Below are 15,101 nucleotides of genomic sequence, written 5' to 3'. Positions count from 1 at the left end.
TCCAGCAATAATTCCGCCTTTAGAATTGCTCCGGACCAAGAGGCCAATAATTTCTGATTCTTAAAAAACGGTACACATATTGCTGATAGATAGAGTCTGAGCAGGTTCTATTCCCGATAATAAAATTATTATACTATTAGTATTATATTATGTAAATGCATAACCTTAAGATTATTTATGTAATTTTACTTATCCTTGAATCCGTGACCAACGGATAGTTTATCATACAAATAAGGCTACGGCTCATCCTTATCACAGGGACGAAAGCCGTAGTCTTCCGCGTTACCACCCATTTTGGCCAAAATTGGCCCACTCAACAAAGGTACGGGAACGATATCCGATACCCCCTTCCTGTTAACGGTGAAGAACCGTCCTAGGCGTTTTTTAAAAATAGGCAATTTCACCTTACAGTTTATAACACAAGCTAAAAAAGGTACACTTAAATAAGGTGCTACTGGCACCTAAAAACGTCTGAGCTCCTTATTGATAATGTATTAGTTATGATATAAAATAGTTAATACATTATCAATTGATCTTGCACATTGTGTAGAAATGAGTAAATATTACAACATTGTTTGTCGGCATCATGATACTGGGGGTGTTGAGCAGTCTATTGAAATATGACTTTCGCCTTACAGTTGAGACGCTAATGTCAGTATTATCTTAAGAGCAACTGCCGATACCAACTTCAGGGAAATTCTAAGATCTACTTAGCCTTGACCTGGATAAACTCCATCTTTTTGATAGTCTCAACCATAATGTCTAGCTTAAATTAGTGGTCAACAAAATTAACTGATTGAAAATTAAGGAAGGTGAAGTGGTGATAACCGCTGGAATTGATGTCGGTTCTACTGCAACGAAGGCCGTCATTTTTGATGGAACGATAAGAAGTATGGCTATTATCCCAACTGGCTGGAACCCTAAAGAAACTGGACGGACTGTATTTCTTGAAGCGCTAAACAATGCTGGTCTACAAGAGCGGGACGTGGATACTGTCGTTGGAACCGGCTATGGACGTGTGTCGCTTTCTTTTATAGATAAAAAAGTGACAGAGATAACCTGTCATGCTAAGGGTGCGAGATTTCTCTTTCCGCAAACCAGAACAGTCATAGACATTGGAGGTCAGGATAGTAAAGTGATTGCGGTCGCAGAAGATGGTTCGGTTGCTGATTTTATAATGAATGATAAATGTGCTGCTGGTACGGGGCGGTTCTTACAAGTTATGACAGGCATTCTTGATATTTCGTTAGATGAATTAGGGCAAATGGCATCAGGTAGCAAACCCGTAAGTATTAACAGCATGTGTACCGTTTTTGCTGAGTCCGAGATCATTGGTCTCCTTGCCCAAGGAGTGACTAAAGAAGCGATCTCTTCAGGAATCGTTCAAACCATTGCTAATAAAATGATAAGTTTAACATCTAAAATTTCCTGTCTGGAAGAGATTACGTTCTCTGGCGGGGTGGCTAACAATCCTGAGATTTGTGTGATTTTATCCTCATCTTTTGGTGCCAAATTTAATATTGCCAATCAGCCACAGATTGTCGGTGCGCTTGGTGCTGCAATTGTAGGCTTCGAAAACTATCGTGAAAGAGGTAATAAGGATGCAATCCGAAATGTTATGTGAATTTGAAAATTTGCGCGCCAAAAGTATTAATTTGATAAAATCCGCCAAAGAAAAAGGCAGGAAAGTTGTAGGAAAGTACTGCATCTATTCGCCTATGGAAATAGTCATGGCGGCCGGGGCTATTCCCATACCTCTGTGTAGTACTAAACAGGACCCTATTGCCGTAGCCGAAAAGGTTCTGCCAAGAAATCTTTGTCCTCTCATTAAATCAAGTTATGGGTATGCAGTTTCTGGTGTATGCCCCTACTTTAATTTATCCGATCTTCTGATTGCCGAAACAACCTGTGATGGCAAGAAAAAAATGTATGAATTGCTTTCCAAAATAAAGCCTCTTCATTTACTCCAGCTTCCGCAAAAGCAGGATGAAGAGGCTTTACAGTATTGGTATGGAGAAATCATAAAGCTGAAAGATCGACTGGAAGTCGAACTCAACGTAACCATAACAGATCAAGATTTACGTGAGGCCATCCAATTGTTAAATGAAGAACGGCGTTCACTTAAAGACTTGCAGGATATTGCTAAACTTAAGCCCTCGCCGATCAGTGGCGTAGATTTACTGATGGTTCTTTATAATCGGGGCTTTAGCATTGACAAAGAGGAAGCGGTGCTCATGGTTGATCGCTTGACGTTAGAATTGAAGGAATTGTACAGCCGGGGGATCACCTCATTTAATATGAAGACGCCAAGAATACTCTTAACTGGGGTTCCTGTAGGGATTGGCTCACATAAGGTTGTTCAGATAATCGAAGAGAGCGGCGGAAATGTTGTTTGTTTCGAAAGCTGCGGAGGGTATAAAGCAGTTTATGACCAAGTAGATGAAGGGAAAGAACCTCTTTTAGCGATTGCCGAAAAATATCTCAGAACGCCTTGTTCCTGTATGTCCCCGAACATCGCTCGGTTTGAACTTGTGGAACGATTAGTGGACGAGTTTAACGTAGATGGTATTGTTGATCTTACTTGGCAGGCATGTCATACCTATAACATCGAGTCTTATAGTTTGAAGAAATACCTGCAGGGGAAGAAAAATCTTTCGTTTTTGCAAATTGAAACAGACTATTCAGAATCCGATGTGGAACAATTAAAGGTTCGGATTGAAGCATTCTTAGAAATGATCAGCATCACATGAAGTGGGTCTAATAATTACGTGGCTCGGTGTTGTTTGAAACGTAATTCTAGAGTAGAGGAGACGGAGTATGTCAGATTTAAAGCAAACGCTATTATTGCAATTAGCTGATTCGGTTGTGAATATGGATGAAAAAATGACAGTTGAACTTGCCCAGACGTATATAGAAAATAATTTTAATCCCTATGAAGGCATTAATAAAGGCTTAGCACACGGGATGGATCGAGCGGGTGAATTGTACGAAGAGGAAGAATACTTTATTCCTGAATTGTTGATGTGTTCGGATGCTATGTATGCGGGACTCGACGTTTTAAGACCCCACTTAAAGCTGGATAAACTTGGGGATAACTATAAAGTTGTAATTGGGGTTGTGGAAGGGGATACGCATGATATCGGGAAGAATCTCGTTAAAATAATGTTGGAAACATCGGGCTTTGATGTGGTCGATTTAGGAAGAGATGTGCCTCCACTAAATTTTGTTAAGAAAGCAAAAGAAATTAGTGCCGATATTATCGCTTTATCAACCTTGATGACCACGACAATGGAAGGTATGAAAGCAGTGATACAGCTCTTAGAAAGAGATAAGTTGCAGGACAAGATCAAAGTTATGATCGGGGGAGGTCCCATATCAAAAAGTTTTGCCGATAAAATCGGTGCGCATTATGCAGAAGACGCATCTAAAGCTGCTAAATTAGCACAAGATTTGGTACAGGAGGCTCAACAATGATGAAGGACAAAATGACCCCGGTTGAAAGAGCTCAGGCCATAGCAGGAGGGGAAATGGCAGATCGTCTCCCCTGCAATCCGAATGTAGCCAATGGGGTTGCTCGAATTTATGGCTGTAAAATATCTGAATTCAATAGTAGTGCCAGGATTATTGCCGATGCCCAAATCGCTTCTTACCGCCGTTTTGGCTATGATGGGGTAAGAATATTCACGGATTTGTTTCCCTGGGCGGAAGCTATGGGAGCGAAAATTAATTTTCCTGCAGATAACACAGCAGATCTGGCTACTCCGGCTATTGATGACATCGGCCAAATTGATCGTTTAGAAGCAGCCGATCCGTATAAAGACGGTCGTTTGCCTATCCATATCGAAGCGATGAAATATCTCATTGATGAATTAGGAGAAGAAGTTTCTTGTGCAGGAGGGATTGTCGGCCCTTTTACCAATGCGATTTTTTTTATTGGGTATTGAAAAGATGAGCAAGTTATTCTTCACTAATCCGGATGTCGTTCATCGTGCTTGCGAAGTTTCATTGGAAACTTGTATCAGATATGCTCAGGCGATCATTGACGTTGGTCTGACCCCGACAATTTCCGAGCCCATGTCTTCCTGCACTGTTGTTAGCCCCAAACATTTCCGTGAATTTGGTGCGCCATATTTGCAAAAGTTGGTGCAATATATTACTTCTAAAGGAAAGTCAGTGACGATGCATATCTGTGGGAAAACCGAAAAAATATGGGAGGATATAGTCGCTATGGGCGTTGCTGGATTCAGTGTTGACAATGTAGTAAATCTGCAAAAATGCAAGGAACAGATTGGCGATAGAGTTAAAATATTGGGACATGTAGATCCTTCTGCCGTGATGTATGCTGGTACCCCTGCTGATGTACGCGAGGCGGTTATTAAATGCGTGCAGCAAGCCTGGGATTCACCAAAAGGATATGTTATTATGTCAGGCTGTAGTTTGCCGGTAGAAACGCCGTTGAGAAACATTGAAGCGATGATGGATGCAGCAAGAGAGATAGGCTATCCCATTGAACCTGAAAAGTTAGATAAAATGTTAAGATAAGGAAAAGATCGCTTGACTAAGGTCTATTTTGAGCAAACTGCTGAAAAGGTCGGAAGAAGGTGAATAATTCTGAATGAAAAAGAACGCCTATTAAACGTATTGAAGGGAGACAGGGTTGACCGACCTCCCATTATTTGCCCGGGCGGCATGATGAGTGCCTGCGTTACGGAGATATCCGATCAAGTAGGGGGCGGCCATCACTCAGATACTAAAGCCATGGTAAGTGCTGCACGAAAAATCAATGAGCTCATTGGCTTTGAAAATTATGGGGTACCTTATTGCCTAACTGCTGAAGTTGAAGCACTAGGTGCCAGCGTTAATCTAGGAGATAACCTTATCGAACCCAGAGTTACTCGGTATAATGACGAGCCACTAGAAGCCATTATGGAAAACTATTCCCTGGTTGACGTTACCACCGGCAGAATGGGGGTAGTTTTAGAGGCGATCCGTGAACTCAGGAACAGCCATGTCCCGGTTATTGGCAATGTTTCAGGCCATATCAGTACTGCGACCTCGGTTGTTGACCCTCTGGAAATGTTTAAGATGCTAAGGCGGGAACCTGAACGAGTGGCCGGTTTTCTCGCCTTCGTTAATGACTATCTGATCAGATATACTTTAGAGATGGTTAGGGCCGGAGCGGACGTTATCTCCATATCTGATCCTACAGCGACAGGAGAAATTCTGGGACCACGCAATTTCCAAAAGTTTGCGGTTCCCTACTATCAGAAAATAATCAAGGCTCTTCATAAGGAAGGTATCCCTATCATCCTTCACATATGCGGTAATGCCAGCAATATCGTCGAGTCCCTCAATGAGGTCAAGGCTAATGCTGTGAGCTTTGATTCAATAGTCAACATGAAAATCGCCCGAGCGGGAATCAAGACGGGACTTATGGGCAATGTTAGTACCCAACTTCTGCACACTGGGGAAAGAGCGAAGATTGTGGGCATTACCCGCAATGTGCTCCATTCAGAGGTGGATATCGTTGCTCCTGCTTGCGGTCTCAGTATGGCTACTTCGATAAGCAATCTCAAAACCATGACAGATTACGTGAAAGAAGGTTCTTATCATTAACAGGGTTAAGGTGCATTTCACCAACGAGGATCTTTCCATAGACGTTACCGAAGGGGAGCGGCTTTCGGAATGTATTAGGGCAGCGGGTCTGACCTTGGAGACTCCCTGTAATGGCTTAGGTCTGTGCGGCAAATGCCGGGTCAAGGCCTGGGGTGACCTTTTCCCCCCAGAGGATTTGGAAAGTGAGTTCATCCATGCCCTTAACGTCCGTTTGGCCTGCCTGGCTCGGGTAAGGGGTGAAGTTTGGATCGAACTTCCTCCAAAAGGTAACCAGCTCAAGACTATTAACCAAGGAGTTGCGATAGCGGTAGAAGTCGACAGCTCGGTAAAACAGGTTTTGTTACCACCTCCCGAAAGGACAGCTCAGCCTTACCTAGCAAGACTATCTTATAACTCTGGCTCGGTGGACATTTATCAGAAGGCGGGTAAACTGGAACAGGGTGGAGCGCAACAAGTCTATGGTGTCTTATTTGACAACGATCTTGTCGACCTTGGATCCGAGCCTGGCGAAATCCTTGGTGTGGCTATTGACATAGGCACCACAGGAATTTCCGCTTATCTCCTAGACCTGGCCTCCGGGGAAATCCTCCAGAAAGAGTCCTGTCTAAACCCTGAAACAGAGTTCGGCGGTGACGTTTTGACCAGAATAAGCTACTGTCGGGAAAATTCCCAAGGCGCCACCCAGCTTCAAGTAGCCATCATAGGAAAACTAAATGAACTAGTGATAGACCTTACCGGTAACGCCCGTAGAACGGAGCGTGTTTATCAAGTAGTCATAGCAGGGAACACGACCATGCTGCACTTTGTTCTGGGTATATACCCCGGATCCATAGCCCATGCCCCCTACCGACCGGTCTTTCTTGAACAAGTTGACCTAAAGGCTAGGGAGGCAGGTATCCTGATTTGTCCAGAAGGAAGGGTAACCCTTTTACCTTCAGCATCAGGGTATGTTGGGGCTGATATTCTTGCCGGTGTGGTTGCCACGGCCTTTGACAAAAAAGACTACCCCTCTGTCTTTTTAGATATCGGAACCAACGGTGAAATCGTGGCTAATCTTGGAGGCAAGCTCATTGCTACCTCTACTGCTGCCGGTCCGGCCTTGGAAGGAATGAACATTTCCTGTGGTTGCCGTGCCGAAGACGGGACCATAGACTCCTTTTTAATAGATGATACGTTTGATCTTCATTTTACAACCATTGGCGCGGCTCAACCCAAGGGAATCTGTGGGAGCGGCCTGATTGATATAACTGCGGCAATGGTCAAACGAGAATTAGTCCTAGCCAGCGGGCGCTTTAACCCTAACCTTGATCCCCGAATAAAAGCTAGGGTCAGGGATAAGAAGTTTTATCTGACAGAGGAACTTTATATTTCCCAGACGGATATCCGCCAGATTCAACTGGCCAAGGGTGCTATTGCAGCAGGGGTAACTCTGCTCCTCGAAGAAGCAGGCATCTCTCTCGAAGCTATAGAGGAAGCGGTTATTGCCGGGGCCTTCGGGTACCATATTAATCCGGATAGTATTCGGGAAATTGGCCTCCTGCCCAAAGGGTTTAAAGGGAAGATAACCTTTGTAGGCAATTCCTCAGTGGAAGGAGCCCGGTTGGCCCTGATCAATAAGGCTGTGATGGCCCAGATCAATGAATTGAAGAATAGGATAGAGGTTCTGGAGCTTTCCACAAATCCCCGCTTTCAGGACTACTTTGTTAAAGCGTTGGGCTTTTAATCGAGGATCGAGGGGTGCGAAATCCAAGGCCTCTCACACTACTGACTTCTGAAAATGGAGGAATGACGAGTGGACTTTATATGTGCGGGAGACGATCTGGAGCAGATTCCGGAAGAGGTGCACAGTAAAACAGGAATAACCCTCCCGGGTGCTTATGCTGATAAAAATAGCATGGCAACCCTTGCACGGGAACTAAGGAAGCACCGAGGAGATGTCATAGCTAGGATACCTTTCTGCGTTACGGTAGAAGCGGAAGCTTACGGTGCGCACATCAAGCTGGGTGATGTCTTGAATGGGCCAAGGGTGGAGAGTTACCGTTTTACGTCAATTGAAGAAATGTCCAATCTCCAGAGTTTGGAGCTAAATGAAAGTCGTATTAGAGAAGTCCTAGACGCCGTGGAAATTCTGGTGGAGACGGGGGAAAAGTGGTTCTAAATGTGGAGGGTCCTTTTACGATCCTATCGTCTCTTATCGACCCCATGAATTTTTATAAAGGTCTACGAAAAGACCCCCTGCGAATTCAGGAAATTCTGGCTGTTGTTGAAGAGGGTATCATCCGTTATAGCCTTGAAGGTATCGAAAGGGGTGCCTCAATTATTTCTTACGGAGACCCAGTCGGAGCAATAGGTATTATTGGACCAAAAGTATATCGGGAGTATAGTGGCCCCTCAAGCTGGCGAATTATAAAGGGTATTAAAGAAGCTGGTGGTAAAGTACTTCTCCACCTCTGCGGTAAGACCTCAACTGCACTTGTGAAAATAGAGATGGCTAGATCTTATCCTCTCGAAGCAGACGAAGCTTCGACTTATGGACAGGCGCTGTTAGGGCTGCTTGACGAGACGACCGAGCCCATTGTGATAGGACACAGATGCATTAAGAGGAGCTTAAACAGGATAGTTCAACCAGTTCTTTGGGGATCGAATTAATCAAGTGAAGGAGTACCCTGAAAACTTATCGGGTATCGATATAGGATATCGACCTAAGGGGAATGAAAGGACAAACGCTAAAATGGGTAACAATACCACAACAAGATATACCTTACGTAGATTTCCTTCTGTCTTTGAATCATCAGTTTATAATTTTTCCATCGTCACTCCAATGTCGGAAGGCTTGCCAAAATACATCGCCGTGGTCACAATGGCATCGATACCTGTACGAGCATATTCTTCGATATTATCAGCATTTATGGCACCCGCTCCAAGCAGCGTAATATTGGGGTTAATACCCTTGATTTGATCAACGATGATTTTTAGATCATTAGCTGGGATCTTATCAAATTGTAATCCATCGACTCCGGATTTGATCAAAAGCCGTGCATCTTCAATCGTTTCAACTTCAACAATGATCTTCTTTTCACAGGCATTGGCTTTATTTTGTTTAATGCTTTGGGCTAGATTGTTGATATCACTCAGAAAATCCATATGTTGTTTAAAAACTAAGATTGTTTCAGATAAGCCCAGTCGGTGAGGAAAAGCACCTCCAGCAATGATGGCTTTGATGGATAGCTCTTTAGTTCCAGGAAAAGACTTTCTAGTTGCTAGTACCGTCAATTGTGGGTTCACTGCTTTTACCTTATCGACCATCCGTTTTGTTCTGGTCGCAATCCCCGAAGAGTATTCAAGGATATTCATGCACAATTTCCAAGCCATATGAAGGTTTGCTGCTAATCCCTCCGCTTCAATGAAGGTATCCCCTTTGTTCACTACGGAAGCGGACGGTAACGAGCGAAGCGGCGTAATTCCTAGCTTAGTAAAGATCCTTAATACTTCCTCAACCCCGGATAATATAGTAAACTCGCGCGCAGTAAAACTCATCTTCCCCTTAAGTCCACTAATGCCAAGGGTCAGTGTCGTTAAATCGATATATGGAACATCCTCTTTGATCCAACGGTCAATTGTTTCATCACTGATATAAAGCATAATCTCACCCTCCATTTTTTTGTCTTAACCTATTTTCCCTTGATAAAACCATTCTTTTCAAAAACCTTCATGGCCTCATCACTCTGTAAGTATTCCAGAAACTTCGATGCTGCAGCACTATTTTTAGAAGCTGCTACTACTGCAGCTGGTATGACCACCGGTTTATGCGAATTAGCGGGTGCCGTAGCCACGATTTTAACCTTATTCGAGGTGAGCGCAATCGTATCCCAGACAAAGCCTGCTTCAGAAATGAACATCAAGCTCAAAACCTGGAAGTTCTTTTTGAATATCAACCAATAATTCCATACTAGTTCCTACCCATAGTAGTTATCATCTTGCGCTGATAATCAGTCCAGTAATTCATGAACGTCATAACAATCATCGAAATAATAACGATCAATATCACCCATATCAAAGCCTTTCCCATTTCTCCGCCTTCAGCTGCGAAGAAAATTGCTGCTGGAATTGTCAATGTTTTACCCGGTATATTACCGCCGATCATCAGCGTAGCACCAAAATCGCCCAAAGCCCGTGCAAAGGCTAATACCGTCCCAGCAGCGACTCCAGGCCAAGCCAGCGGAATCTGTTTTCTGGGGACACCCTGAGGGCCTCTGCCCTGTCCAGCGACCATAGATTTACTCTTTAGGTCAGTCTGGCTCGGAGATTAACTATGCAATTTTTCTTATTCACTGAGCTTTATTAAGTTTCCTAATTATCTCTTGAAGAATGTATCTAAAATGAGGAGGGGGTATGTGTATAACTTATCGTATGTCCTGAGGCCAAAGTGCGATCGCAGAGATAGAAAAGATGACCTGACAAAGATCCCAAGGTTGAAACAGACGATGATCAGATTTTCCGTAATTGAACGGGACATAAGCCTGAAGATCATAGTCACGTTGGCTGTGTGACAACGAAGAATTATTTGAGTGAGAAACCAGATCCCTGGCTAACTGAATAAACACAATTTGTCCGTCAGGCGTAGGAATAGTTTGCACAATTCGTCCAGAGAAACTATTTTCTGGGTCCTCGACTCGTGCACAATAATCCTGCTCTACAATTAGCTGGGTAGGCCGAATTCCTAAGGAAAGGTTGTCTTGCCTTAGAGTATTGGGAATGGTGAGATGCACGTGTAATTCTTCTACCCAGAGTCGGGCCGTTTCACCGCACCGTTCGATGACCGTTCCATCAAAAATATTTTCCATCCCCGTAAGGCGGGCCACTTTGCGATTAGCAGGGTGATGAAGGATCTCTTCCTGAGTTCCTAACTGAATAATCTGGCCATTGTCCATGACGGCAATCATCGAACACAGTCGAAACGCTTCTTCCAGGCTGTGCGTCACTAGAATCATGGTGCCCGAAAAAGCATTTCTCACATCGATAACTTCTTTTTCCATTTTCTTTTTCACTTGGCTATCTAAAACAGAAAAAGGTTCATCTAAGAGCAGTAACTCAGGGTCTGTGACGAGTGTTCTAGCCAAGGCCACTCGCTGTTGCTGACCCCCAGAGATGTACTGGGGATAACGTTTTTCTAAGCCTATGAGCCTTAAACGCTCCATAATAGACTGAACCTTTTGCCGCCGTTCCTGCTTGGTTCGGCGATTTAAGCCAAAGGCGATGTTTTGCTCCACTGTGAGATGGGGGAAAAGGGCATAATTTTGAAAAAGGTACCCGACATGGCGATGGTAAGCCGAGACAAAGGTACCTTCACTAGAATCATATAAAATAGTATTCCCTACTTTAATATACCCTTCATCCGGTTGTTCCAAGCCGGCAATCATACGCAGAGTCATGCTTTTCCCACACCCCGAAGGACCTACTAAGGCTAAAGAGGATCTCTCCGATAACCTAAGGTGGACTTGAAGGGGGAAAAGTTCCAGGGCTTTAGAAATCCGAATTTCTATCATCGCTTCCCTCTCCTTCCCACCTGTCGATTGAGCATATTGATTAGGATCAGCACCCCAAGAGCTGTGCCTGCCATAATCAAAGCAAGTAGATTAGCCGTGGCCTGATCTCCAGCAAGCATGGCATTGTATATGGCAATCGGCATGGTCAACGTTTTTCCAGGTATCCCCCCGAGACCATCAACGTGGTTCCAAAATCCCCCAACGCCCGGGCAAACATGAGCACCAGTCCAGCGGCAATTCCTTTCCAAGCGTTGGGAATAACCACGCTAAAAAAAATATTCAAGTCTGTTCTGCCGAGGACACGGGCAGCATCCATAAGATTGAACGGAACCCCTTCAATGGCTGAACGGGCTGTTTTAATGAAAAAAGGGATAGAAACCACCGTTGCTGCGATAATGGCTCCCCTAGTTGTAAACACGAGAGGGATTGCTAGCCTTTCGGCCAACTTTCCGATCCAGCTATTTCGACCTAGAAGGACCAGCAAATAGTAACCGAGAACGGTTGGGGGCAGGACCATAGGGATGCTAATCAATGAATCGAGAATCTCCCGTCCCTTCCACTTTGTTTGGCCTAAGAACCAGGCGATCGGCAAACCGATCAGCAGCCCGATCAAGGTGGCTGTCAGGGCCAGACGTAAAGAGAGGTAAAGGGGGATTAAATCAGGCATCATCATCTTAGCAACTACTTTCATGTCAGCATATTGTTTTTTTAAAACTCACCGGGAAGTAAAAAACCATATTTTTTCATGACCACACGTCCTTTTTCCCCATTGACATAGGCAATAAATTTACGGGAGTTTTCTTCCTGTTTCGTCCCTTTTAAGATCGCCATCATTTGATTCAAAGGGTCATACCAGGAACTGTCAATTATAGTGAAATCGACTTCCTCCGGCTTATAGATGGAAAGAGAGATGATAGCAGCATCCACATTCCCTGATTTGAGGGTAGCTAAAGTGTCTTGTATATTTTGTCCGTAAACCATTTTACTTTCTACTTTATTCCAAAGGTTCAAGTGTTCAAAGGCCTGTTTAGCGGCTTTGCCATAAGGAGCATGAGACGGTTCGGCAATGGCGATTTTCTTGACCCTAGGATCATCCGCTAAAGCTTGTAATGTCTTAACGCCCAAATTGCTTCCTTTCAGAGTTGCAATACCAATCCTGCCTTGAGCATAAAGCTGTTGCGTGTTGGGTAAAATCAGGCCCTTTTTATTAAGTGCCTCAATATAAGAAACATCCGCAGCGGCAAACACATCATAAGGTGCCCCATTTTCGATCTGCATAGCAGCCGTTCCCGTAGAGCCAAAGGTTATTTCAGTCGGGATTTTGGTCTCCTCTTCAAATTGCGCGGCGATTTCCTTAAAAGCCAAGGCTAGATCAGCAGCGGCTACAATCCGGAGTTTTGGAGTTGTAACTGAGGGGGTGGGCGGCTGTTGGACTGGCGGGGTTGCCTTTTGTCCTGGCACCGCGCACGCCGTTAGCATAAAAAGGCTGATTAATGATAGCACCACAAAACTTAACGTGCGTTGTCTATGTTGGAACATAATGTAACCTTCTTTCTCTGCGGATTTCCGTACAAACTTCTTGGCGGATTTTCTTCGGAACTCTCTTAACTTGTCTTTAGAATGCGCGACTCATGGAATGAATATCACAACTCCTTTTAGCTATCCCATTTTCAGGCAGAATTTCGTCTTTGTTCCAGAAAACCAAAAAACGACTCCACAAGAAAGTGGAGCCGTCATCAAATTGATCAAGTCAATCCATGCGACCACCTCCTTTTCAAAATGTGAAGGCATGCCCATTTCTAGACATACCCCGAGGGCGTTAAAGCCCTGGCCAATGAACCATGGATTTCTCGTTAGGTTGATCGGCTCGGAGAGTAGACTTTATTCAGTTGACAGAAGAAGTTTACCTTCCATGATGATAATATGTATAGTTATGTTAGTTAACTTTAGCTAATATCCGCTTTCTGTAACGGTCATCAGATATTTTTCAGTATATTTACTAACAAGAACTTGCAAAACTAAACTACGCCAATATTATACGATATGTTATAATAAAATAGCAATAGTATTTTCGTTTTTATGATTTATAAAGCTCCATATAAACAGTCTGGAAGGACAGGTGCGTTGGCTATGTCCAATGATATTTCGTACACTATAATGAGATTAAGCCATGGAAGGTGAAGAGTACTAAAAAAACAGAATACTTGCCAGCCACAACACTGCTACAAAATACCAGTGTTGAAAAGCTGTTGAAAGGATGATGGCGCCTAAAAATAGTACAGTTTTTAGGCGCCCGTCCCAACGGTGCAAAGGGCTATCAGCTCTGACCATTTTATCTAAAGCTGAGATTTCCATTGATTATTCCACCTTTTTCCTCGTATGTGAGCTAAAACTAATCTGGTAAAAGCGGATTTTAGGATATTAACAAGAATTATTTGCCTTATAATATTATTAAAATCAAGTTGATTATAGAATTAATGACGGCGACAAAGGGGGCAGCCCCACCTATACCGCTCCACCATCGGCCTATAGATATGTCCGTTAATATTGTTCTCAAACAGGTCATGGGAGGATTCTGCTATCAGAATATCCTTGTTTAACGATTCCCTGCAAAATTCCTGCAAAGGCTTCGGCACACACAAACCCAATTTATGAATGTCCATATCCTTACATGCATTTAGTACTTGCAGATAGTCTTTCCCCGAAATGACCCTTTTAATAACGATTTAAGCTCTAGATTTTCATCTGGAGCGTATCCCCAATAATTCTTTCTTACCTGAAGATGTAATAACCCGGCGAAAGCTTCTGCTAACCGATCAGCCAGAAGTTTTACCATAATTGCTCCGTAGTCATTGCCTTGTGCTTTAAGTTGCTCGGCATACTCCTTAGCGCCTATGCCTGTAGTTACAATAAATCCACCTAAATAGTCAGTTTACCCACTCTCCTTTGGGGCTATATAATCCGCAAGGCATCGATAGACATTATCCTTGGAAACCACCCAAAATGGCATTTGCTGTTAGTATGTCTTCCCTCTCTAGTAAATCTAACATTTCATTGGCATCCTCAAAAAGCTTTTTAGCTTCTGCACCATATTTCGGATCATCCATAATTTTGGGATACACCATACCCATATCCCAAGCTACAAAGAAATAAGACCAATCAATATATTCTCTAAGCTCACTGATTGGGAAATTTTTTAAATGTTTGGTTCTAATTAAGTTTGGAACGTTAATCCTTTTCTTATTCCAATCTATTTGAAATTTCTTTTCTCTAGCTTCTTCGAGCGGCACAAGTTTTCGTTCAATTTTCCCGTAGCTTTCGCTTATAGTTTGGTATTCCTCCTCAATTTGAGCTAAATACCTCTCTCTTCCATTCTTATCGACCAGCTTTTTGGCAGCTTCTACGGCTTTAGAAGCATCAACACTATACACGACTCCCTTTGAATAGTTAGGTGCAATCTTTAAGGCTGTGTGAGTCTTAGAGGTTGTTGCTCCACCAATCATCAAGGGGATGTTAAACCCTTGCCGTTCCATTTCTTCCGCCACATTAGACATCTCATCTAAGGAGGGAGTAATCAGTCCACTCAGGGCTATGATATCAGCATTTTCTTTTTTTGCTGTTTGCAGGATTACTTCGCAAGATGCCATTACTCCAAGATCAATCACTTCAAAATTATTGCAAGCCATATCCATTCCTGCAGCAATAGCGTGATACAAAAACACAGAGTGCATAGCCTCTCTAATGGCATTGTTTCCTCTAAAGGAGAAGGATAAATTACTTACCCCACCACTAACCTTGACGAAAGGAAGATTTTCCTTAATCCATTTTACGGTGTTAATAAAATCGACCGCATAGTTATTGTGCTCTTCAATCCCTGTGGCAATGGCTAAAATATTAGGATCAAAAATAATATCCGTTGGTGGAAACTTCACCTTATTC

The 15,101-nt window shown here is 43.4% G+C and carries 18 protein-coding genes, 2 pseudogenes and 1 riboswitch; of the genes and pseudogenes, 9 read left to right on the top strand and 11 right to left on the bottom strand.

Going from position 1 to position 15,101, the window contains the following annotated elements:
* Nucleotides 1-236: 236 nt before the first annotated feature.
* The gene (locus UF75_RS19640) at nt 237-461 is read right to left on the bottom strand and encodes a hypothetical protein (protein ID WP_045576259.1); all 225 of its coding nucleotides are present in this window, start codon (nt 459-461) and stop codon (nt 237-239) included.
* Nucleotides 462-820: 359 nt separating this feature from the next.
* Between UF75_RS19640 and UF75_RS19635 the strand changes: the two genes are divergently transcribed.
* From UF75_RS19635 to UF75_RS30835, 9 genes are all read left to right on the top strand, one after another.
* Nucleotides 821-1,624: an acyl-CoA dehydratase activase gene (locus tag UF75_RS19635; RefSeq protein WP_045576258.1), complete on the top strand. Its 804-nt coding sequence runs from the start codon at nt 821-823 to the stop codon at nt 1,622-1,624.
* A complete protein-coding gene (locus UF75_RS19630) occupies nt 1,602-2,750 on the top strand; it encodes a double-cubane-cluster-containing anaerobic reductase (protein WP_045576257.1) in 1,149 nt (382 codons plus the stop codon). Before UF75_RS19635 ends, UF75_RS19630 begins: the two co-directional genes overlap by 23 nt.
* A 67-nt stretch (nt 2,751-2,817) precedes the next feature.
* The gene (locus tag UF75_RS19625) at nt 2,818-3,474 is read left to right on the top strand and encodes a corrinoid protein (RefSeq protein WP_045576256.1); all 657 of its coding nucleotides are present in this window, start codon (nt 2,818-2,820) and stop codon (nt 3,472-3,474) included.
* Nucleotides 3,471-3,944, top strand: a complete 474-nt coding sequence (locus UF75_RS30850; RefSeq protein ID WP_282433831.1) for a uroporphyrinogen decarboxylase family protein — start codon at nt 3,471-3,473, stop codon at nt 3,942-3,944. Before UF75_RS19625 ends, UF75_RS30850 begins: the two co-directional genes overlap by 4 nt.
* Before the next feature lie 4 nt (nt 3,945-3,948).
* Nucleotides 3,949-4,542 carry a uroporphyrinogen decarboxylase family protein gene (locus UF75_RS30845; RefSeq protein WP_282433830.1) on the top strand — a complete coding sequence of 198 codons (594 nt, stop codon included), beginning with the start codon at nt 3,949-3,951 and terminating at the stop codon, nt 4,540-4,542.
* A 63-nt stretch (nt 4,543-4,605) separates the two neighbouring features.
* Nucleotides 4,606-5,616, top strand: a complete 1,011-nt coding sequence (locus UF75_RS19615; RefSeq protein WP_348983080.1) for a uroporphyrinogen decarboxylase family protein — start codon at nt 4,606-4,608, stop codon at nt 5,614-5,616.
* A 10-nt stretch (nt 5,617-5,626) separates the two neighbouring features.
* Entirely contained in the window at nt 5,627-7,339 is a 1,713-nt protein-coding gene (locus tag UF75_RS19610; RefSeq protein WP_242860354.1) for an ASKHA domain-containing protein, read from the top strand.
* Nucleotides 7,340-7,408: 69 nt separating this feature from the next.
* The gene (locus UF75_RS30840; protein WP_052693456.1) at nt 7,409-7,774 is read left to right on the top strand and encodes a uroporphyrinogen decarboxylase family protein; all 366 of its coding nucleotides are present in this window, start codon (nt 7,409-7,411) and stop codon (nt 7,772-7,774) included.
* Nucleotides 7,765-8,265, top strand: a complete 501-nt coding sequence (locus tag UF75_RS30835; RefSeq protein WP_052693453.1) for a uroporphyrinogen decarboxylase family protein — start codon at nt 7,765-7,767, stop codon at nt 8,263-8,265. The genes UF75_RS30840 and UF75_RS30835 overlap by 10 nt, the downstream gene beginning before the upstream one ends.
* A 147-nt stretch (nt 8,266-8,412) precedes the next feature.
* Here the strand turns inward: UF75_RS30835 and modD are convergent, their stop codons facing one another.
* From modD to UF75_RS19570, 10 genes and pseudogenes are all read right to left on the bottom strand, one after another.
* Complete coding sequence (gene modD / locus UF75_RS19600; RefSeq protein ID WP_045576253.1) at nt 8,413-9,258, bottom strand: ModD protein; 846 nt, start codon at nt 9,256-9,258, stop codon at nt 8,413-8,415.
* Nucleotides 9,259-9,287: 29 nt separating this feature from the next.
* On the bottom strand, nt 9,288-9,515 hold the full coding sequence (locus tag UF75_RS19595; RefSeq protein WP_082075247.1) for an extracellular solute-binding protein: 228 nt from the start codon (nt 9,513-9,515) through the stop codon (nt 9,288-9,290).
* 50 nt (nt 9,516-9,565) lie between these two features.
* Nucleotides 9,566-9,841, bottom strand: a pseudogene (locus UF75_RS19590) (molybdate ABC transporter permease subunit); the annotation flags it as partial.
* A 178-nt stretch (nt 9,842-10,019) separates the two neighbouring features.
* Nucleotides 10,020-11,162, bottom strand: a complete 1,143-nt coding sequence (locus tag UF75_RS26490) for an ABC transporter ATP-binding protein (RefSeq protein ID WP_052693452.1) — start codon at nt 11,160-11,162, stop codon at nt 10,020-10,022.
* Nucleotides 11,159-11,305, bottom strand: coding sequence for a hypothetical protein (locus tag UF75_RS30380; RefSeq protein WP_242860353.1), 147 nt, complete (start codon nt 11,303-11,305; stop codon nt 11,159-11,161). The genes UF75_RS26490 and UF75_RS30380 overlap by 4 nt, the downstream gene beginning before the upstream one ends.
* Nucleotides 11,306-11,307: 2 nt before the next feature.
* Complete coding sequence (gene modB, locus UF75_RS19580) at nt 11,308-11,853, bottom strand: molybdate ABC transporter permease subunit (protein ID WP_242860352.1); 546 nt, start codon at nt 11,851-11,853, stop codon at nt 11,308-11,310.
* A gap of 17 nt (nt 11,854-11,870) precedes the next feature.
* On the bottom strand, nt 11,871-12,701 hold the full coding sequence (gene modA, locus UF75_RS19575; RefSeq protein WP_045576251.1) for a molybdate ABC transporter substrate-binding protein: 831 nt from the start codon (nt 12,699-12,701) through the stop codon (nt 11,871-11,873).
* 211 nt (nt 12,702-12,912) lie between these two features.
* Nucleotides 12,913-13,047: riboswitch (molybdenum cofactor riboswitch) on the bottom strand.
* A gap of 302 nt (nt 13,048-13,349) precedes the next feature.
* Nucleotides 13,350-13,517, bottom strand: a complete 168-nt coding sequence (locus UF75_RS28530; RefSeq protein ID WP_156146525.1) for a hypothetical protein — start codon at nt 13,515-13,517, stop codon at nt 13,350-13,352.
* Between the two features lie 119 nt (nt 13,518-13,636).
* A complete protein-coding gene (locus UF75_RS27510) occupies nt 13,637-13,825 on the bottom strand; it encodes a hypothetical protein (RefSeq protein ID WP_197079469.1) in 189 nt (62 codons plus the stop codon).
* 35 nt (nt 13,826-13,860) lie between these two features.
* Nucleotides 13,861-15,101 (bottom strand): annotated as a pseudogene (locus UF75_RS19570) (vitamin B12 dependent-methionine synthase activation domain-containing protein); the annotation flags it as partial.

The organism is Desulfosporosinus sp. I2, assembly GCF_000960765.1.
In the GTDB taxonomy this organism is placed as follows: Bacteria; Bacillota; Desulfitobacteriia; order Desulfitobacteriales; family Desulfitobacteriaceae; genus Desulfosporosinus.
The sequence above is the reverse complement of the archived record's forward strand: the minus strand, read 5'-3'. Positions and strand labels throughout refer to the sequence as shown.

Bases quoted from the DNA above. Each gene is read 5' to 3' on its own strand.
- UF75_RS19630 (WP_045576257.1), top strand. From the start codon at position 1,602: ATGCAATCCGAAATGTTATGTGAATTTGAAAATTTGCGCGCCAAAAGT.
- UF75_RS19625 (WP_045576256.1), top strand. From the start codon at position 2,818: ATGTCAGATTTAAAGCAAACGCTATTATTGCAATTAGCTGATTCGGTT.
- UF75_RS30850 (WP_282433831.1), top strand. From the start codon at position 3,471: ATGATGAAGGACAAAATGACCCCGGTTGAAAGAGCTCAGGCCATAGCA.
- UF75_RS30845 (WP_282433830.1), top strand. From the start codon at position 3,949: ATGAGCAAGTTATTCTTCACTAATCCGGATGTCGTTCATCGTGCTTGC.
- modD (WP_045576253.1), bottom strand. From the start codon at position 9,258: ATGCTTTATATCAGTGATGAAACAATTGACCGTTGGATCAAAGAGGAT.
- UF75_RS19595 (WP_082075247.1), bottom strand. From the start codon at position 9,515: ATGTTCATTTCTGAAGCAGGCTTTGTCTGGGATACGATTGCGCTCACC.
- UF75_RS26490 (WP_052693452.1), bottom strand. From the start codon at position 11,162: ATGATAGAAATTCGGATTTCTAAAGCCCTGGAACTTTTCCCCCTTCAA.
- UF75_RS30380 (WP_242860353.1), bottom strand. From the start codon at position 11,305: ATGCCGATTGCCATATACAATGCCATGCTTGCTGGAGATCAGGCCACG.
- modB (WP_242860352.1), bottom strand. From the start codon at position 11,853: ATGAAAGTAGTTGCTAAGATGATGATGCCTGATTTAATCCCCCTTTAC.
- modA (WP_045576251.1), bottom strand. From the start codon at position 12,701: ATGTTCCAACATAGACAACGCACGTTAAGTTTTGTGGTGCTATCATTA.
- UF75_RS28530 (WP_156146525.1), bottom strand. From the start codon at position 13,517: ATGGAAATCTCAGCTTTAGATAAAATGGTCAGAGCTGATAGCCCTTTG.
- UF75_RS27510 (WP_197079469.1), bottom strand. From the start codon at position 13,825: ATGGACATTCATAAATTGGGTTTGTGTGTGCCGAAGCCTTTGCAGGAA.